This is a genomic window from Variovorax sp. Root318D1 (assembly GCF_001424835.1).
Lineage (GTDB): Bacteria > Pseudomonadota > Gammaproteobacteria > Burkholderiales > Burkholderiaceae_C > Variovorax.
This window is the reverse complement of sequence record NZ_LMCQ01000001.1, coordinates 485,205-502,896: the sequence shown is the minus strand read 5'-3', so window position 1 is coordinate 502,896 and position 17,692 is coordinate 485,205. Positions and strand designations below refer to the sequence as shown.

The window sequence follows — 17,692 nt, the reverse complement described above, 5'->3', positions numbered from 1 at the left end:
TCTGGACTCACCGCTCTTGTGCGAGAGAGTCTTGCCGGAAGCAAATGGTATTACGCGTTTTTGGCGGCCCTTATGATGTTCAGCGTAGTACTTGCGGCGCGGCTTCTTAGACAAACCAAACTGAAGGCCGTGCCCATCGCGGTGGTAGCAATAGGCTTTCTCCTCGGCCAGTGGTGGTTTGTGGAGGCGCTGATTCTGCGAGCCTTCTGGAGCATCAACGGATTCGCCCCGTGATGCCGCAAACGGCCAACAGCGGCCGGTCGTTTCGGGTCTGCTAGTTGGGCAAGCGCACCTGCTCGTCGGTGTGGCCGCCTGCAGCTGGACTTGGGATCGCCGTAAGCGCTCGCCGCTGCAGAAGGTAGAGCCGGCCGCCGGCGAACGCCCACTCGATGTCGTGGCATCCGCCAAACACCTCGTCGCAGCGGAGCGCGAGCGCATGAAGTGCGGCGAGCTGCGCATCGCCCAGGCAGAGCACGCGGGCGAGCCCCTCGGAAACGTGTGTGCTGCTTGTGCCGCCTTCCGGGTCGGTGCGTATGGCGACGTCCTTCAGTCCGGCGATGCGCTCGACGACGGCACCGTCACGCCTCAGGCGGAACCGATCCGGGATGACCAGACCGGCAACGACTGACTCCCCGAGCCCCCAGGCCGCCTCGACCACGAGCTCGTCCGATCCGTTGACGGGGTTACGACTGAAGAGCACGCCGGCGGAGTCCGCGTCGACGAGCTCCTGCACGACGACGCCCATTCTCGGCTCGCGGGGCAGCTGGAGGCGCTCGCGGTACGCGAACGCTGAAGGCGAGCGCGCCGATTGCCAGATGGCGGACACGGCGTCAACGAGCTCGGGCTCGGAGCGCAGGTTCAGCAGCGTCAGGTGCTGCCCTGCGAAGCTCGCCTGCTCGGAGTCCTCACCCACTGCGGACGAGCGCGCCACGAGCGGGGCGCAAAGCGTGCGAAAGACTGCAGCCAGCTGCTGCTTCGCGTCGCGTTCGTCAGCAACGACTGCATCCACGAACCCGTACGGAAGCGCGACACCCGCGGGAACCGGCAGGCCCGCACGCGTCGCGGCGGCCAGCTGCGCGGCCTTGCCGCCGAACAGGCTCTCCTCGAGCTCCTCGGTAAGCGCTGCCGGTTTCATCGCCGCCTGCCTCCCTCATGCGACGAGCTCGGCCTCGCCCGCGGTGCCATCGACGATGACCCTCGCGCCGTCCAGGAGCACCGAGGTTGCATCGGTGCACCCGACGACCGCTGGCAGCCCGTACTCGCGCGCGACGATCGCGGCGTGCGAGAGCAGACCGCCCCGGTCGGTCACGATCGCGCCGAGGAGCGGCAGCACGATGTTGAATGCCGTCGTCGTGGAGTTCGTCACGAGGATGTCGCCCCGCTCGATGCGGCCAAATTCCTCGGTGCCGTGAATCACCCGTGCGGTTCCCTCGTACACGCCTGGGCTGGCGCCGAGACCATGAACCTTTCGCTCATCGGTGCGTGGCTTCGGCGCCTCGAACATCGCCTGCACGGCTGCACCGATCGCACGCTCCAGCCTTGCCGCCGAGGGCGGCAGCCACTCGGGCGGCAGCGGGTCGCCCGGTTCGCCACCGAGAAACGCCGGCGCATCCGCGTAGCGCGCCTTGAGCCGGTAGCGCGCACGCTCGGCCAGTTCCTCGCCCGATGGGCCGTCGCCGGACTCGACGAGGCTTCGCAGTTCCGCGTAGCCCGCCTCGACGAGATGGCCGGGATCGGCGAGCCGCCCCGCCGCCGCAAGCCGGCGGCCGGCCGCCAGAATCGCGCGCCGCATGATCCCGATCGCCCAGAGGTCGGCGTAGATGCCCCGCTCGTCGCGTAGCCGGTAGGTCGCCCGAGCCTCCTCGAGCAGCGCGTCGAAGGCATCGCGATGCCGAGCGGGCACTGCGTCGCGCAACTCGGAGGTCTTGCGGTCCAGGTCGTTCGCCGGTGGAGCGTCGAGGCGATCGAATGCTGCGCGGATCGCTCCGACGATCAGCTCCGGAAGCTCGTGCACCGACGGGTCGCCCACGTCCTCGCCGTTGACCGGCCGCCAGGCGACACGATCGACGTATGCCGAAGCGAGCCGGCCCGTGTCGCCGGACAGCGAGCGAAGCGCGGCGACCACCTCGCCCGGCTCTCCGGCCGACGTGAGCAAGGCCGTCGCCGTCATATCCAGTAGGAGCGCGCCGATCAGTCGCTCGAGCTCCTCGCCTGCACCGAGCGGGTCGGGGTTCGCGCCCTGGAGGAGACTGAGCAACTGGGCCGGCGAGCGGCCTGTCCACTCTTGCGCGTGCACGAGGAAGTCGCCCACCGGCAGGAGCGCCGGCACGTTGAAGAGGTGATGGATGTACGCGCCACGGATCTGGTTCTCGCGGCAGCGATCGATGTATGCGAGGAGCGCAGGTGTGTCGAGCGCCGCCGGGTCGACCGCGAGCAGCGCGAGGTGAGCCCGGATCGCCGCGGGCTTCACCTCCCGGTCCCAGCGCTCGAGGTCCTCGCGCCAGAGCTTGCGCTCGAAGACGGTCGCGCTTGTCTCGAGCCGGCGCCGAATCATGGGGAGACTGCGGGCGAGCTCGTCCCACGCCTCTTTCGGAGGGTGACCGACCGCGTCCCTCGGCGCACCGGCGGCACGGGCGCAATAGTACGGGAACCCGTTGACGAAGCCCGCCTCCAGGTACTCGAGCAACGATCCGTAGCGGCTGAGGCTCTCGCCGAAGCCGCGCTGGAACGGCTCGGGAAAGATCTCCGCTTGGAAGCGGGTCACCGGCCGCGTCCAGTGAGTCGGGTCGAGGAACCACGACCCGGGACCGGGTGGGGCGAAGGTCTGTTCAGCGACGAGTGTCATCATTACCAACCTCCTTCAAGCTTGCCGGATTGCGGCGAAGTTCGTCCGTCAGCACGCGTACGGCCCAGGCGGCGGCCTTGCCGGCCTCCTGGCCCTCGAGCTCCCACTGGTCGCGCATTGCCTGCCAAGCGGGCGCGCTCACGAGCAGGTAGATCACCGCAAGGGCGCGTTGGCGCTCGGCCGGCTCGAGCCCGTCGGTGACCTCCCGCATCGCTTTCTCGAACGTCGCCAGCCGCCGGCGCCGCGTGCGGGCCCGGATCTCCTGTCCGCGCTTCGATAGAAGGGCACGGATCAGCGGCGCTCGCTCGTCGTACATGCGATAGAGCGCCGGCGCCATCTCGCGGACGCCCTCGAGCGTGTCCGGGTAGGAAAGGAGGACGACCCGGAGGTGCTCCTCCGCCCACTCACCGAACTCGTCGAAGAGAGCCTCCTTGGTCGGGAAGTGCCGGTAGACGGTCCGGACCGACACGCGGGCGCGCACAGCGACAAGCGGAACCGTGACCTCGTTGACCTCTTCGTCCGCCAGCACATCTGCCGTGGCCTCCAGTATCCGAAGGCGCGTCTGCTCCATCTGTTCTGCGCGGAGCGGGCTCTCGTACGTGGTGGTCGTGCTCATGACAAAAGAATAGTCATGTCACGGCATCGTGTCAAGAAGGCATGCTGACGTGTCGTCAATTGCCGCGCCGCCTCACGGCGTCGATGCGGCGTGCGAGCCCGGTACTGGAAAAGATCAGCCCGCCGCCATCCCTGCGAGTTGCTTCGCGGACCCGCGCAGCCCATTCAGGATGCCGTCGCTGACGTGGCCCGGAAAGCCGCGGGGCAGGGCGGCCGCTACCTTGTCGATGACGGCGGGCGTCTGTTCCAGGATGCGCTCGATGATCGGTTCCGCCGAAGGCGCGAAGAAGCACCTGGCCGCCATGGCATTGAAGTGCCGGCGCTGGATGTCCTTCATCAGGTAGTGCCGGTTCTTGCCCGAGACGGCCATGGCCAGCTTGGTGCGGTGCCAGTTGAACTGGTTGGGGCCTGCGCCCGCTGCGGGCCAGATCGACATCACGTCATAGAGCGGCGTCAGCTTGAACAGGCCGCCCGCAAGCAAGTGCAGGCTGAAGTTCTTGGCATGGCCATCGGGCGCGGCCAGCATCCAGAACAGGATCTGCGCGGTGAGCAGCGTGCGCAGGTCCCCCTCGGCATTCTCCGATTGCCGCAGGATGCGGGCGAGGTGCTCGACGCCTGGGCCGCCATCGGCCTCGTACTTGGCGTGGGGCGGCACGCCCAGGGCCTGGCAGAAATCCTCCTGCGGAAGCCGCAGATACCAGCTGCCGTCGGGATGCAGCTGGCGGTCGAAGCGCGTGACGCTCAGCACCTTCTGCCGGCCGAAGGTGTGGATGTCGGTCTGCGCGACCGGCAGCCCGTACTCCCGCAGGATGTTGAGGCACAGCCACTCGTTCTCGACCGAGGTGCCGAGATCGATCTTCCTGTTGCCCACCAGGCCCAGCGGCAGTTTGAGTATGTGCGTGGTAGGCGTCGCGCCATGCGGGCGCAGCCACTTTCCCTTGTGCCGCAGCAGCGCTGTTTTTTCTTGCGCACCGGCCAGCGAGATGCGGAAGTCGTCTTCGTCCACGTTCGCGCCGAGGGTCGCGGAGGAAACCGTCTGCTCGAGGAGCTGCTCGATGTCCTTGTCGCGGAGCGCTGTGGCGTCGATGCCTTGCACGTTGCCCGGTGTTTCATCTTCTTCGAGCAACTGGACAGCACCGACGCAGTCGCGTCCGATGGCCCTCAGCAAGTCGAAGGGATCGACCGAGCCTGTGCCGAACCGGCTGGCAATGCGCTTGCGGATGGCGTCGCTGTCGGGCAGCAGGTTGTCGAAATAGTTCTGCACCCGCTCGCCCCTGAGCGGCGCGTCGTCGACGCCGAAAGGAAGCGAGAGCGACAGCGGCCGGCCAGCCGGCGAATCCTTCCAGGCCCGGTCGTACTGGAGCTCGACCGCGCCGCGCGCCGGAATGCGCCAGGTGCCGACCCGCAAACCGTTGGCCCAGATCGAAAGCGTCTGGGCGTGGGATTTCCTGCCCATGTCACCAGGTCCCCGGTGCGCTGGCCGGGCGCTTGTCTTGCGCTGCCACGCGCAGTTCGTACAGGCTCATCAAGGCGAGCAGCTGTTCGAACGTCAGCGACGAAGGATCGGTTTCGAGCACCGAGAGGCGGCTCTGGCTGATGCCCACGCGCGCCGCCGCCGCAGCCTGCGTCAAGCCCTTGGCCTTGCGGGCGGACATGAGAAGGTGAGCCAGCTGCACCGGATTCGACAAGGGGTATTGCATGCAAATTATTCGGGATGCGAATAAGTGCACTTTATCTTCCTAACGAATATTTGTCAAATATCTCCTTGACGAATAAAACAGCGAATGCCGGGACTGCCGCCGAATGCGTCAGGCGGCCGGGCTTCAGCCTCTGAGTTCGCGAAACAGATCGCGCCCGAGCACGGCACTGGCGGCCACCAGTCCCCCGACCATGGCGCCGCTGACACCCGCGGCGGCAACGTCCTGGCCACTGAAATACAAGCCTTCGACCGGTGCATGGGCGCGCATCCATCGCTGCGCAAAACGCCGCGGCGTCTGCTCGAAGCCCATGAAGTTGCCCTGCGTACGGTTGAGGAAGTGATTGAAGCTCAGCGGCGTCGCCAGTTCGGTGTGGGCGACGCGTCCCTGTATCTGCGGGTAGCGGCGAACAGCCTCCGCGAGCAGATGCTCGGTCAGCCGCGCCTTCATGTCCGCGTACTCGGCACCCCGGCGCATCCATTCGGTGCCGGCAAAGCGCTCGAAGACCGACCAGTCGGTGAGGCCGCAGACGTCCATGGTGCTGCGCCCGGGGTAGCGTTGCGCCCAACTCGGGTCGCGCAGCGAGGGGTGCGTGATGAAGTAGAGCGGCATGGACTGGCCCGCGGGATCGGCCTTGTAGCGCGCCAGATTGCCCGTCAGGTCGTTGCCGGGGTGGACCCAGAGATTGCACGGGTGGATGTCGAGCTCGCCATTGCCGGCACCCAACCCTATGTTCAGCACCGCAAAGCACTGTGTCGTTCCCAGGGCGTTGCTGGCTTCCGCCAGCGTCCGGCCCAGTTCGGAATTGGCGTGCGCCAGCAGCGGCAGGGTCTGCGCGATGCCGATGGAACTGACGACACGGCGCGCCTCGATCTCGCTGCCATCGGCAGTCACCACGCCCACGACGCGGTCCTCGTGCATCTTCAGGCCCACGACATCGGCTGCCACCAGGCACGCACCGCCGGCGGCACGCACCGTCTCCGCCATGGCTTCGGCAATGCGCGGCGCACCGCCCACGGGATAGCTCGCTCCGTCTATGTAGTGATGAAAAACCATCGCATGAATGGCGAAGGACGCCTCGGCGGGAGAGTTGCAGTAATCGCCATAGTTGCCGCACCAGACCGCCTTGAGCTCGGCGTTGCCAGTCAATTCGTTCAGCACCTCCAGCACGGTGCGCTGGGAATAGAGAGCGAAAGCGGTCTGCGGCGCGCTGGCCGAAGCATCGGACAGGCTATGCGGGAGCGCACGCTCGCCAAAGAATGCCTTGGCGGCGCGATTCGCATCGACGACCAATTCCACATAGCGATCGATGGCTGCGGCCTCGTCCGGAAAATGGGCCTTGAGCTGTTCCTTGTAAGCCTCCGCACCGGCCACGTGGTCGTAGCTTCGCTCTCCCACCACAATGCGGTTGTAGACCGCCGGCATGGGTGCCCACTCGAGCTGCCCGCGCGAGACCTTGTCGAAAAGGCGATACAGGCCACTGCTCTTGCGGTGAACCTCGCCCATGTAATGCAGGCCGACGTCCCATTCGAAGCCCTTGCGCGCAAAAGACTGAAGGCAGCCGCCCAGGACCGCATGACGCTCCAGCACGAGCACGCGCTGACCGTCCAGCGCCAACAGCGCGGCAGTCGTCAGGCCGCCGGCCCCCGAGCCGATGACGATGGTGTCGAAGCTGCCATGCAATTCGCCACGGTCGCGTGCCCGCTTGAAGCTCAGGTCAGGAGTGTTCATTTTTTATCCAGGTCAAAGCTACGCAGAGGCCGCCGAAACGCCGATCGGGCGTTCGCCGGCGATGGTGGTCCGGTGCATGACACGCAAGTGCCCGTCATAGCCGCCGTCGGCGTTGTGCACCGTGCAGCGGTTGTCCCAGAGGGTGAGCATGTCGGGCGACCAGCGATGCCGATATACGTATTCATCGCGCACCATATGCTGGTAGAGGTAGGCCAGCATGGCAGCCGACTCGCCGCGCGTCATGCCCTCGATGCCCAGCGTGTAGACGGGGCTCACATACAGCGCCCTGCGCCGCGTGACGGGGTGAACGCGAACCAGCGGATGGGGCCAGGTCTTGTCGGCCTCTTCGCTCACCACGATCTTCATCGTGCGCGCCTCGGTTTCCTTGGCGAACAGGCCTTCCTTGCCGTAAGGCAAGCTGGCGGAGTGGATCGCGACCAGGCCATCGAGCAGCCGCTTCATCGTGTCCGACATATCTTCGTAGGCACGGTAGCAGTCGGCATAGAGCGTGTCGCCGCCCACCGGCGGCGTCACCTTGGCGTGCAGGATGGTGCCGGCGGGCGGCTCTTCCTGAAAGCTCCAGTCGGAATGCCATTGCGCGCCGAAGTTGACCGCCTTCTCATCGGGCTCGCGCCGCAACTCGAGGATGTGCGGATGCCCCTCCATCGGGACGATGTAGGGGTCGACGCCGAACTCGCCAAACTGGCGCGTGAACGCCTCCAATTGCGAGTGTGTCAGCGGCTGGTCCGGAAAGCAGATGACCGAATGCGCCGCCCAGGCCTTCTTCACTTCGCCCAACACCGGCGCCGGCAGGGGTTCTGCGATCGATAGGCCCGTGATGGCGGCGCCGAAGCCGTGCGGCTGCGGCTGCACGCGGATGTACTCGTAGTGGTTTTCCACTGCCATGTTGTCTCCTTCGTTGTTGTCTGCGCGGTATCAGTTTCAGGGGCGCGCGCAGGACTGTCATTGCTTCGGCGCGACAGAAAATTGTCTTGAGATACCAACCCTCATTGACGCAGGACACGCGCCCCTCTAGCCTTGCCCGCCATGGCCGCGCACATGACGATCCTCTCGACGTGGCTCGACGCCGTGATCGATCAGCTGGAGCTTCAGGACCTGGATCCGTCACGCCTCACCGCGGGGCTTTGGGGCCCCGGTTCGGCTCGCATGGCGCCGACACGCCAGGTGGGCCTGGTGCTTGCGCGCCGGCTCTGGCAACGCGCGGCCCGGCTGACGACGGATCCGTTGCTGGGCGTGAAGGTCGGCACGAGTCTCCCGCTACAGGCAATGAACGTGGCCGGGCTCCTCATGATGCACAGCGCGTCGCTGCGGGATGCGGTGTGGCACATGGAGCGCTACCAGCAACTGGTGAGCAACAGCGGGCGCATTGGCGTCCACAAGGTGAAAGGAGGGCTGGAGCTGCGCTATGCCGTGACGCCCTGCCATGTCGCCATGCACTCGATGCAGATCGATTCGCTGTTCGGTGGGCTGCTGGCTTTCTGGAAGCGCTGCAGCACGCGGAACGTGGCACCGCGCCTCATCGAACTCACGGGATCGGACGCACGGCTCGCGCCGCGCTATGTCGACCTGCTCGGCTGCGCCGTCACCTTGGGCGCAGCGCAGGTGCGCGTGTGCTATGACGACGCCACGCTGGATACGCCGTTCCAGGGCGCCGATCCCGCGCTGCTGGCGGTGCTTCGTGCGCAGGCCGACGGCATGCTCCGCGCGCAGAATTCATCCGAGTCGCTCGAGGCGGCCGTCAGGGCCGCGGTGGGCAACCTCGGCTTTCACCGCGTGTCATGCGGCGACGTGGCAAAAAGCCTGGGCGTTGCGCCGCGCACGCTGCAGCGCCGGCTCAGCGAAACCGGCATGCCCTTTCGCAGGGTGCTCGAGGCCGCACGCATGGATGAAGCGCTTTTTCTGCTGACGCAGGGAAGCATGCCTCTTCCGGAAATCGCCGAGCGGCTGGGCTACGCGGAGCCCAGCTCTTTCTGGCATGCGGTGAAGTCTTGCTGGGGCGCGACACCTCGCGCGTTGAGAAGCAACTCCAGGGACCTGCATGAGGCCGGCGCCGACATGCAGCGGCGCCCCACGCCCTCGACAGCCGGCGCATGGTCCTGAGTGGCGCCCCGTAGCCGCGTGTTGTCAAAGGTGAGATAGGTCCGGGGTCCCGCTCACAAATTGCATCAAGTATTTTTTTGGTAATGTGTATGATGCACATCATGCGACGAGCAAAACACACCGTCAGGACAGCAGCCAAGGAAGCCTCTCACGAGCGCATCGTGTCCGTCGCTGCGCGGGCAATCCGCCGCAGCGGCTACGAGGGAACGGGAGTGGCCGACATCATGAAGGAGGCCGGCCTGACCCATGGCGCCTTCTACGCCCACTTCGCCTCGCGCGAGGCCATGCTGGCGGAAGCAGCGGCGCGCGCCTGTACAGATTCGGCCTCCATAGTGGCAGATGCGGTTGCCAGCGTGCCCCCGGAACAGGCTTTGACCTACATGCTCCACGCCTATCTCTCGCGAGAAAACCTGGCGCAGGTGGAGCGGGGATGCCCCCTGGTCGCGCTGGGCTCGGAAACCGTGCGCCAAACACCCGAAGTCCGGCGCGTGACCACCCGGTACATCAAGGAAATGGTCGATCTCGTGGCCCGCCAATCGCCAGATTGGGGGCAGGCCGGTGTTCACGAGCGCGCCCTCGTGACCGTCGCCACCATGGTCGGCACCTTGCTGTTGGCCCGCGTCGTCGACGAGCCTGCGCTATCCGACAGCCTGCGCGAGGCTGCCCTGAAGCACCTGCCTATTGCCTGAGGCCACTGACACCCATCGATTTTTGCTCGTTCAAGAATATGACGAGCATCATGCGACATATCAACCACTGACTCTCAACAACACTCCACCTGAAAGAAGACGATGACATTCCAAGCACTGCTCGCCAGCAAGACAGGTGACAAGATCACCACCAGCGTGGTCTCGCTGAATGAACAAGACCTCATGCCCGGGGACGTCGTGGTCGACGTCGATTACTCCACCGTGAACTACAAGGACGCGATGGCCATCACCGGCCGCGCGGAGGTCATTCGCCGGTTCCCGTTGATTCCCGGCATCGACTTCGCCGGCACGGTCAAGACTTCTTCCTACCCCGGCATCGCTGCAGGCGACCGCGTCGTCGCCAATGGCTGGGGCTTGAGCCAAACCCATCACGGTGGCTATGCGCAGCAGGCCCGCGTGAAAGGTGAGTGGCTGGTCAAGCTCCCGGCAGCCCTGTCCACCAAAGACGCGATGGCCATCGGAACGGCGGGGTACACGGCGATGCTGTCTGTGCTGGCGCTTGAGCACGGCGGGCTCACGCCCCAGCATGGCGACGTTCTCGTGACGGGCGCCAATGGCGGCGTTGGTTCCATCGCCATCGCCCTCCTGTCCGGTCTCGGTTACCGGGTCGTTGCCTCCACGGGGCGACTGGAGGAAAGCGACTATCTGCGCAGCCTGGGGGCAGCCGACATCATCGATCGCCGCACGCTTTCGGAACGGGGAGCGCCGATAGCCACCGAACGGTGGGCCGGCGCCGTCGACTCGGTCGGCAGCCACACGCTGGCCAACGTGCTGGCACAGACGAAGTATCGAGGCGTGGTCACGGCTTGCGGCCTGGCCCAGGGCATGGATCTTCCGGCCTCGGTGCTGCCTTTCATCCTGCGCAACGTGACGCTGTCCGGCATCGATTCGGTCAATGCACCGCAACAGGTGCGCATCGAGGCTTGGTCACGTTTGGCGCGGGACCTGGATCTGGACAAGCTCGCGCGAACGACACACGTGGTTGGCCTTGCCGAGGTGTCCGCAGTCGTTGAGCGAATGTTCGCAGGACAAGTCCAGGGCCGCACCGTTGTCGACGTCAACGCATGAGTACGCGGAGGCCTGCTCCGAATTAGGGAAGACATGAAAGCAAACGCCAAGTCGACCAGGAGAATGATTTGAGTACACACACAAACGCCAGCGTGGGCAAGCGCGCACTGGTGACCGGCGCATCCAGCGGCATCGGCGCGGCCATCGCGCGTGAGCTCGCGGCGCTCGGCGTCGATCTCGTGCTGACGGCGCGGCGCCGCGACGCACTCGACGCGGTCGCTGCGACCTGCAAGGGCGTGAAGGTCGAGATCGTCACCGCAGATCTCGGCCAGCCCGATGCTGCGCGTGCACTGTGGGACGCAGCGACCGCCGGCGGGCCCATCGACATCCTGATCAACAACGCCGGGTTCGGCTATTTCCGCCGCTTCGACGAGGTCGACTGGGCGCGCGACGCGGAGCTCGTCCAACTCAACATGACCTCGCTCGTCGCGCTCGCGCGGTGCTTCGTCGACGCGCACAAGGCAAGCACCAGACCCGCGCACATGGTGAACATCGCGTCGACCGGCGCGTACCAGTCAGTGCCGAACATGGCGCTGTACGCCGCGTCGAAGGCGTTCGTCCGCAACTTCAGCGAGGGTCTCCATGACGAGCACCGCGGCACCTCGCTTTCGGTGACCTGCATCTGCCCTGGCGGCACCGAAACCGCGTTCCACGCCGCGTCAGGCGGGGGCGACTACTCGTGGATCGCGAACGCGTCGACCAAAAGCGCGGAGTTTGTGGCGCACGCCGCGATCCGCGCGATGCTGCGCGGCGAGCGAACGGTTGTGCCTGGCCTGTTCAACAAGCTGTCGTGCTTCGGTGTGCGCTTCTTGACGCGGCGGTTCGCGTCGCGGGTGGCGACTCAAGTGCTGGGTAGGCCGCGGCTGGCGCTACCGGCGCGAACAGCGACTTGAGAGCACTCCGGGCCCCTTGACGTGGCCCGAGTTCGCAATGGCACCGAAGCAGCGCCTCCCACTGCTTTGTTTTGTCACAAAGAGACACAAATTGTCGTCCACGGGGTCGCGCCGGCTGCCCCTCCCATCGAAATCTCGACTGTTTCCGACAAATTGCGTCCACATCGGCGACAAGAAATCGAAATGCATTGCCGGCACACAGCGTGCGTATCGACGTGGTCTCCCGCTTTGACATTCGTCATTCCATGCGGGGCATCAACACAGAAAAATCCCATGAAGAAAATGAAGCAAAGAAGCCACCGGTCGCGCGCTGCGGGTGCTCTATTGGCGCCGTTCGTGCTGGTGGCCTGCGGTGGTGGTGGTGGTGGCGGCGGGACGGGCTTGCCCCCGGTGGCCACTGCATCCGCACTCACCGCGTCTGCAGCTCCTGCGCCTACTCAGGCTCCGACTCCCGATACTGCTAGTGCACCAGCACCAGCACCAGCAACTGCACCCGCTCCCGCTCCTGCTCCTGCTCCTGCTCCTGCTCCTGCTCCTGCTCCTGCTCCTGCTCCCGGGCCAGGACCTGCTCTCACCTCGGACAGTCTGAGCGGCGGGTTTGCCGGCGAGGTCACCGGAGGCGGCAAGGTCGCGGCTGTCACGGTGTCTACCGCGGCGCAGATGCAGGCTGCAATTGACGGCTACACCGGCAACGGCGGGCTCGTGATCCGCTACAACGGAACGTTCGATTTCGCCAGCATCACCGATGCCTGCACGCAGTGGAAGTTGCCCGCGGGCGCCATCGTTGATATCGAGGACAAAAGCAACATCACCATCGAGGGCGCGGACAACTCATCGGCCAACTTCGGGCTGGCCATCAAGGCCGATGCCACCAACATCATCATCCGCAACATGACGATTGGCCTGCTGCCGGGTTCGATCGATGCGATCGGCATCGAGGGACAGAGCGGCAAGTTCCCGGGCCACATCTGGATCGACCACAACACCCTGTTCAGCAGCTTGAAGGAGTGCTCGGGCGCGGGCGATCTGGAGTTCGACGGCCTGCTCGACAACAAGGCCGGCGCGCACCACATCACCTATTCCTACAACCACATCCACGACCATCACAAGGTCGGCCTCATCGGCTCGAGCGACAGTGATTCCAGCGATCGCTTCATCACCTTCCATCACAACGTCTACGAGAACGTCGGCTCACGCCTGCCGCTGCAACGCGGCGGCTACACGCACCTCTACAACAACCTGTATAGCGGCGTGACCACCTCGGGTGCCAACATCCGCATGGGCGGCTTCTCGCTGATCGAAGGCAACTACTTCGAGAACGCGAAGAACCCCGTGACCTCTCGCGACAGCTCGGCCATCGGCTTCTGGGAACTGCGCAACAACAACATCAAGACGCCGGCCGACTTCAGCACCTTCGGGATCACCTGGGTGGCCAGCTCGTCCTCTCCGTCGCGCGACGCGACCGACTGGATCACGACCGGCGTGTTCCCGGTGGGCATCCCCTACGCCTACACGGCGCACGACCCGGCCTGCGTGAAGCAGAAGCTGCCCGCGGTGGCCGGCGCGGGCAAGGCGCTCGCCCGTCTCAGCTGCAGCTGACGGCGGCGCCGTGGCGACCAGAGCCCGTTGGGCGGGCCGGTCGCTCATCCGAAAACCGCGGCCGATGGTCCGATCCGAGGCGCGCTGCGGAGAGCGTCGCTTACTGTAGAAGCGCGGTGCGGCGCGAATCGAAGGACAGGCGCTGGCACTCGCCTGGTGTCATGCCGTATTGCTGCTTGAAGAGCCGGCAGAAGTGGGCAGTGCTCTTGAATCCCCACGCGTAGGCGATTTGTCCAGCGGATCGACCCAGGTGGGCTTCGTGCATGAGTGCCTTATGGCAGCGCTCGAGCCGTGCATTCCAGATCTGCCGCTCGAGGCCGACCGGGTCGGTCTCGAAGACCTTATGCAGATAGCGCCTGGAACAGCGTAGCGCGTCGGCGACCCCCTGGATACTCAGGTCCGGCTCGCAAAGATGGGCCTGGATGTACTGCTGCGCCCGCAGCTTCAGGACAGAGGGCAGGGGGAGCGGCTCACCGGTCCGGCGAAAGGCCTCGGCCAGCGTCGAGCCGAGCAGACCCATCACCGATTCGCTGATGGCTTGCCCGACGCCATCGGGCAGGCTGGGCAATTGCTCGCTCAACGCACGCAGGTAGGTGCCGAAAACACCATGCAGGCCCGCCACGTTGTCGTGGCCCGCCTGCCCGGCGAGGGGCCCGGAAAGCTTCAGACCTGAAAGGAGTGCGCGCGGCACCTGAGTCACCAGCAGCGCGCAACGCTCTCGGTTGGTGATCGCGTACGGTGCGCGGGGATCGTAGAGGATCCACTCTCCTGGTTGAAGCTCCACGCGCCGGTGCTCTTGCTCGACGACACCGCGACCGGAAACTTGCAGGACCAGCTTGTAGAACTCGTCCGTCGGAAGCTCACCGCAAGTGTTGTCGCGCGCCACATGATGCGCTGGCGCGGTGATGCTGAACATGCGCAGGGCACCCACATCGTAGGTATCGAGGGACGCATCGAGGGGCTCGTCATCCAGGCTGGACACCCTCAAGCGACCAAAGTACCGCGTGTTGATGCTGCTCCAGGCATCGGCGCGTTCACAGGCGAACACGCGGTTTGTTGACCAATGGGTAGTGTGCATGGTGACCCTCAGAAATCGAGGACGGGGCAGTAGTCCTTCATTCGCCTTCGCGAGACCGAAGCCACCACCGCGTCGGGAACCAATGCCATGCCCAGCGGCCGCCAGTCGCGCCCCACAGTCCGCCTCGGGCATAAAGCGCGACGACCAGCGTCAGCAGGCCCAGCATGATCATGTAGCCGGCACCGTAGTTCGAGAACAGGCGATCGGCCGCAAAGTAAAGCACCGCACCGATCAGCGGTCCTTCCAGCGTTCCGATGCCGCCGACCATGACCATGAAGATCACGATGGCGATCCAGTTGGGATCGAAGCCGGCGTTCGGCGACAGTCGCAGCGCACTGAGGTAGTAGACCGCTCCGACAAGACCGGTTCCGACCGCCGCGCCCAGGAAGACAAGGAAGCGCAATCGCCCGACGTCGACGCCCTGGCTCATGGCGGATACCGCGTTATCGCGCATGGCAGTGAGCGCCAGCCCGTGCCGCGACCGCAACAGCCAATAGCTGCCGCCAACCGTCAACACCAGCATCAATGCCGCCAACCAGAGGACTCCGACCTGGCGCTCCTCCAGGGTGTACTTCTGCATGGCCCGGAGCGTCATGCCCGAACTGCTGCCCAGCCATTCCGTGTTCGATATAGCGAGCCGGCACACTTCGGCAACCACCCAGGTTCCAATCGCGAAATACGGCCCCTCCAGACGGCGCAGCAGCGCGTACGTGGGCACGGCAAGCAGCGCGGGGGCCAGCAGGCAGAGCGCTGCGGCGGCGAACGGGTCGATTCCGAAGTGATTGGCCAGCGCAAACATCGCGTAGGCGGCAACGCCCAGGAATGCCTGCTGCCCGATGGAGACCATCCCCCCGTAGCCCGCGAGCAGGTTCCACATCGACGCGAATGCCAGATAGCAGCTGAACTCGACGACCGAGCGAGTGACCCCCGAATCGGCCCACCAGGGCAAGCTAAGCATCAGCAGCAGGGCCACCGCAGCAATGGCGAGTGCAGCACGCCCCCCGCGCGTCTGCCGCGAGACGAGTCCGCCCTGCGGGGTGACTGGTTGCGTCATCGGCTGCCTCCACCAAAAAGGCCCTGGGGCCGGACCGCCAACACGGCGAGAAAAACCAGATGGCCGGCCAACGAGCCCCAGCCCGCATCGATCCGTCCGCCGACTACTTGCGCGACGCCGAGCAGCAGTGCGCCGAGGAACCCGCCCCAGAGCGACCCCATGCCGCCGATGATGACCGCCTCGAAAGCGTAGATCAGCTGGCCAGGACCATCGGCGGGCGAGACGGTGACCCGCAAGGCATGGAACACGGCCGCCACCCCCAGCACGCCCACCGCCAGCGCCGTGGCGCCCGCGTAAACGTGGCGCGGGTTCACGCCGATCATCGAAGCCGCGTCGGCATCGGCCGCCGCCGCCCGCAGTGCGCGACCGAAGCGCGTGCGGCGCAGCAGCACGTGGATGGCCCCGGTCAGCACCAGTGCCGCACAGAAGATCTGCACGGGCAGCAGGCCGACGAAGAGCGGTCCGATGGACAGGCTCGCCGACTCCAGCCCGTTGCCTGGCAACGATCGCGCATCGGCCGTGAACCCGGCGAGCAGCGCGTTCTGGATCGTGATCGACAAGCCGAACGTCGCGATCAGCGAAGGCAGCGGGTCGCTTCCGACCGCGCGGTTCAACACCAGCCGCTGAAGCGCATACCCGGCGACGGCGGCCAGAGGCACCAGGACGAACATCGTCGCGTAGGGTCCGATACCCAGGTAGGTGGCGATGACAATCGCCGCAAAGGACAGCAGGATCAAGAGATCGCCGTGGGCAGTGTTCACGATCCGCATCACACCGAACATCAATGACATCCCCAGCGCGTATTGCGCATAGAGGCCTCCCAGGAGCACGCCCTGTATCGCTGCGTCAAGCCACTGCATGGTGAGAAGTTCCGAAGTAGGCTTCCGTGATTTCCGCCCGGCTGACCTCGTTCGAAGGGCGGTGCAAAGTGACCCGGCCCTCAAGCAGGCAGTACAGGCGCGATGAGGCCGATTTCGCGAGGCCGACATCCTGCTCGACGATCAGGGCGGCGGTGCCCTCGGCCGTGATGGTGGGCAGCGCCGCATAGATTTCGCGGATGACCAGCGGCGCGAGGCCGAGCGAGATCTCGTCGCACAGCAGCAGCCGCGGATTGCACAGGAGCGCCCGGCCGATCGACACCATCTGCTGCTGCCCGCCAGAGAGCGACTCCACCCGCGCGTCCCGCTTGTCGCGCAGCACGGGGAAGAGCGCATGCACGCGTTCCAGCGTCCACGCGCGGCCGTTCTCGGGGAGGCGGCGCCCATGGTCCCGCGCCACCAGCAAGTTGTCTTCGACCGACATGCCGGCGAAGAGTCGCCGCCCCTCGGGAACCATCGCAAGGCCCAGCTTGACCGATTCGTGCGGCGATCGGCGAGCAATGGGTTCACCGTCCAGCCGCACCGTGCCCGGCGGGGTCGACACCAGTCCCATGAGGCACTTCAGGAACGTGGACTTGCCTGCGCCGTTGGCGCCGATGAAAGCCACGACCTCTCCGCGATGAATCTCGAAGTCGATGCCGAAGAGCGCCTGGAAGTCGCCGTAGCCCGCGGTAAGACCGTGCGTGGAAAGCAGCGGATTGCGGCTCATGCTTCGATTCCCATGTAGATGCGCTGCACTGCCGGATCCGCCATCACTTCTTGAGGAAGCCCCTCCGTGAGCTTGCGGCCCGAGTCCAGCACCATCACGCGATCCGCCACCGCCATCACCGCGCGCAACACGTGCTCGATCCAGACGACGGTCACGCCTTGCCGCTTGATGTCGAGCACGAGCTGCACCAGCTTGTCAGCCTCTTCATCGGTCAGCCCGCCCGCGATCTCGTCGAGCAGCAGAAGTTTCGGGCGGCTCGCGAGCGCGCGCGCCAGTTCGAGCCGCTTGCGGTCAAGCAGCGTGAGCTGGCCTGCCGGGATGTTCGCTTTGGACCGGAGTTCGCATTGCTCGAGCACCGCGGCACAGTGCCGGCTGGCACCGGCTTCGTCCAGGCGGGCTCCGAACATGGCGGCGACGAGCAGGTTCTCGAAGGTTGTCATTCCGGCGTAGGGCTTCGGAATCTGGTACGTGCGCCCGATGCCAAGCCGGCATCGCTCGAAGGGGCGCTCGCGCCGCAGCCGACGTCCGTCGAACGTCAGTTCGCCCCCATCGGCGACCACGTCGCCGCTGATCAGGTTGAACAGCGTGGTCTTGCCGGCCCCGTTGGGGCCGAGGATCGCCAGGGCCTCGCCCTGGCTGACATCGAAGTCGACGTCGGATGTGACGACATTCGCGCCATAGGCCTTCTGCAAGC

The 17,692-nt window shown here is 65.8% G+C and carries 17 protein-coding genes; 5 read left to right on the top strand and 12 right to left on the bottom strand.

Going from position 1 to position 17,692, the window contains the following annotated elements; all coding sequences use genetic code 11:
- Positions 1–274 precede the first annotated feature (274 nt).
- The 7 genes from ASC78_RS02305 to ASC78_RS02275 all read right to left on the bottom strand — a co-directional run bounded on the left by ASC78_RS02305 (position 275) and on the right by ASC78_RS02275 (position 7,794).
- The gene (locus tag ASC78_RS02305) at positions 275–1,135 is read right to left on the bottom strand and encodes a PEP/pyruvate-binding domain-containing protein (protein WP_055795734.1); all 861 of its coding nucleotides are present in this window, start codon (positions 1,133–1,135) and stop codon (positions 275–277) included.
- A 15-nt stretch (positions 1,136–1,150) separates the two neighbouring features.
- Entirely contained in the window at positions 1,151–2,848 is a 1,698-nt protein-coding gene (locus ASC78_RS02300; RefSeq protein WP_082517391.1) for a PEP-utilizing enzyme, read from the bottom strand.
- Positions 2,829–3,461, bottom strand: coding sequence for a TetR/AcrR family transcriptional regulator (locus ASC78_RS02295; protein WP_055795726.1), 633 nt, complete (start codon positions 3,459–3,461; stop codon positions 2,829–2,831). Before ASC78_RS02295 ends, ASC78_RS02300 begins: the two co-directional genes overlap by 20 nt.
- A gap of 114 nt (positions 3,462–3,575) precedes the next feature.
- Entirely contained in the window at positions 3,576–4,916 is a 1,341-nt protein-coding gene (locus ASC78_RS02290) for a type II toxin-antitoxin system HipA family toxin (protein WP_055795724.1), read from the bottom strand.
- A gap of 1 nt (position 4,917) precedes the next feature.
- The gene (locus ASC78_RS02285) at positions 4,918–5,160 is read right to left on the bottom strand and encodes a helix-turn-helix domain-containing protein (RefSeq protein WP_055795722.1); all 243 of its coding nucleotides are present in this window, start codon (positions 5,158–5,160) and stop codon (positions 4,918–4,920) included.
- Positions 5,161–5,283: 123 nt separating this feature from the next.
- Positions 5,284–6,888 (bottom strand): phytoene desaturase family protein, encoded by a 1,605-nt coding sequence (locus tag ASC78_RS02280; RefSeq protein ID WP_055795720.1) that lies wholly within the window; start codon positions 6,886–6,888, stop codon positions 5,284–5,286.
- Positions 6,889–6,906: 18 nt separating this feature from the next.
- A complete protein-coding gene (locus ASC78_RS02275) occupies positions 6,907–7,794 on the bottom strand; it encodes a TauD/TfdA dioxygenase family protein (RefSeq protein WP_055795718.1) in 888 nt (295 codons plus the stop codon).
- 153 nt (positions 7,795–7,947) lie between these two features.
- Here ASC78_RS02275 and ASC78_RS02270 point away from each other — a divergent pair, with 153 nt between their 5' ends.
- The 5 genes from ASC78_RS02270 to ASC78_RS02250 all read left to right on the top strand — a co-directional run bounded on the left by ASC78_RS02270 (position 7,948) and on the right by ASC78_RS02250 (position 13,279).
- Positions 7,948–9,009, top strand: coding sequence for an AraC family transcriptional regulator (locus ASC78_RS02270; protein ID WP_162246077.1), 1,062 nt, complete (start codon positions 7,948–7,950; stop codon positions 9,007–9,009).
- Positions 9,010–9,098: 89 nt separating this feature from the next.
- Positions 9,099–9,698, top strand: a complete 600-nt coding sequence (locus ASC78_RS02265; RefSeq protein ID WP_055795714.1) for a TetR/AcrR family transcriptional regulator — start codon at positions 9,099–9,101, stop codon at positions 9,696–9,698.
- A gap of 102 nt (positions 9,699–9,800) precedes the next feature.
- On the top strand, positions 9,801–10,787 hold the full coding sequence (gene acuI / locus ASC78_RS02260; protein WP_055795712.1) for an acrylyl-CoA reductase (NADPH): 987 nt from the start codon (positions 9,801–9,803) through the stop codon (positions 10,785–10,787).
- A gap of 92 nt (positions 10,788–10,879) precedes the next feature.
- The gene (locus ASC78_RS02255) at positions 10,880–11,680 is read left to right on the top strand and encodes an SDR family NAD(P)-dependent oxidoreductase (RefSeq protein ID WP_235504959.1); all 801 of its coding nucleotides are present in this window, start codon (positions 10,880–10,882) and stop codon (positions 11,678–11,680) included.
- Positions 11,681–12,340: 660 nt separating this feature from the next.
- Entirely contained in the window at positions 12,341–13,279 is a 939-nt protein-coding gene (locus tag ASC78_RS02250) for a pectate lyase family protein (RefSeq protein WP_157634354.1), read from the top strand.
- Positions 13,280–13,379: 100 nt separating this feature from the next.
- Here the strand turns inward: ASC78_RS02250 and ASC78_RS02245 are convergent, their stop codons facing one another.
- The 5 genes from ASC78_RS02245 to ASC78_RS02225 are packed head-to-tail and all read right to left on the bottom strand — an operon-like array spanning position 13,380 to position 17,690.
- Positions 13,380–14,357 (bottom strand): helix-turn-helix domain-containing protein, encoded by a 978-nt coding sequence (locus ASC78_RS02245; protein WP_055795709.1) that lies wholly within the window; start codon positions 14,355–14,357, stop codon positions 13,380–13,382.
- 37 nt (positions 14,358–14,394) lie between these two features.
- Positions 14,395–15,411, bottom strand: coding sequence for a branched-chain amino acid ABC transporter permease (locus ASC78_RS02240; RefSeq protein ID WP_055795708.1), 1,017 nt, complete (start codon positions 15,409–15,411; stop codon positions 14,395–14,397).
- Positions 15,408–16,271 (bottom strand): branched-chain amino acid ABC transporter permease, encoded by an 864-nt coding sequence (locus tag ASC78_RS02235; RefSeq protein ID WP_055795705.1) that lies wholly within the window; start codon positions 16,269–16,271, stop codon positions 15,408–15,410. The genes ASC78_RS02240 and ASC78_RS02235 overlap by 4 nt, the downstream gene beginning before the upstream one ends.
- Complete coding sequence (locus tag ASC78_RS02230) at positions 16,258–16,998, bottom strand: ABC transporter ATP-binding protein (RefSeq protein ID WP_055795703.1); 741 nt, start codon at positions 16,996–16,998, stop codon at positions 16,258–16,260. The genes ASC78_RS02235 and ASC78_RS02230 overlap by 14 nt, the downstream gene beginning before the upstream one ends.
- Entirely contained in the window at positions 16,995–17,690 is a 696-nt protein-coding gene (locus ASC78_RS02225) for an ABC transporter ATP-binding protein (RefSeq protein WP_235504958.1), read from the bottom strand. Before ASC78_RS02225 ends, ASC78_RS02230 begins: the two co-directional genes overlap by 4 nt.
- Positions 17,691–17,692: the final 2 nt, after the last annotated feature.

Bases quoted from the DNA above. Each gene is read 5' to 3' on its own strand.
- ASC78_RS02240 (WP_055795708.1), bottom strand. From the start codon at position 15,411: ATGACGCAACCAGTCACCCCGCAGGGCGGACTCGTCTCGCGGCAGACG.
- ASC78_RS02265 (WP_055795714.1), top strand. From the start codon at position 9,099: ATGATGCACATCATGCGACGAGCAAAACACACCGTCAGGACAGCAGCC.
- ASC78_RS02250 (WP_157634354.1), top strand. From the start codon at position 12,341: ATGCAGGCTGCAATTGACGGCTACACCGGCAACGGCGGGCTCGTGATC.
- ASC78_RS02295 (WP_055795726.1), bottom strand. From the start codon at position 3,461: ATGAGCACGACCACCACGTACGAGAGCCCGCTCCGCGCAGAACAGATG.
- ASC78_RS02230 (WP_055795703.1), bottom strand. From the start codon at position 16,998: ATGAGCCGCAATCCGCTGCTTTCCACGCACGGTCTTACCGCGGGCTAC.
- ASC78_RS02275 (WP_055795718.1), bottom strand. From the start codon at position 7,794: ATGGCAGTGGAAAACCACTACGAGTACATCCGCGTGCAGCCGCAGCCG.
- ASC78_RS02245 (WP_055795709.1), bottom strand. From the start codon at position 14,357: ATGCACACTACCCATTGGTCAACAAACCGCGTGTTCGCCTGTGAACGC.
- ASC78_RS02280 (WP_055795720.1), bottom strand. From the start codon at position 6,888: ATGAACACTCCTGACCTGAGCTTCAAGCGGGCACGCGACCGTGGCGAA.
- acuI (WP_055795712.1), top strand. From the start codon at position 9,801: ATGACATTCCAAGCACTGCTCGCCAGCAAGACAGGTGACAAGATCACC.
- ASC78_RS02235 (WP_055795705.1), bottom strand. From the start codon at position 16,271: ATGCAGTGGCTTGACGCAGCGATACAGGGCGTGCTCCTGGGAGGCCTC.
- ASC78_RS02290 (WP_055795724.1), bottom strand. From the start codon at position 4,916: ATGGGCAGGAAATCCCACGCCCAGACGCTTTCGATCTGGGCCAACGGT.
- ASC78_RS02305 (WP_055795734.1), bottom strand. From the start codon at position 1,135: ATGAAACCGGCAGCGCTTACCGAGGAGCTCGAGGAGAGCCTGTTCGGC.
- ASC78_RS02270 (WP_162246077.1), top strand. From the start codon at position 7,948: ATGACGATCCTCTCGACGTGGCTCGACGCCGTGATCGATCAGCTGGAG.
- ASC78_RS02285 (WP_055795722.1), bottom strand. From the start codon at position 5,160: ATGCAATACCCCTTGTCGAATCCGGTGCAGCTGGCTCACCTTCTCATG.
- ASC78_RS02300 (WP_082517391.1), bottom strand. From the start codon at position 2,848: ATGATGACACTCGTCGCTGAACAGACCTTCGCCCCACCCGGTCCCGGG.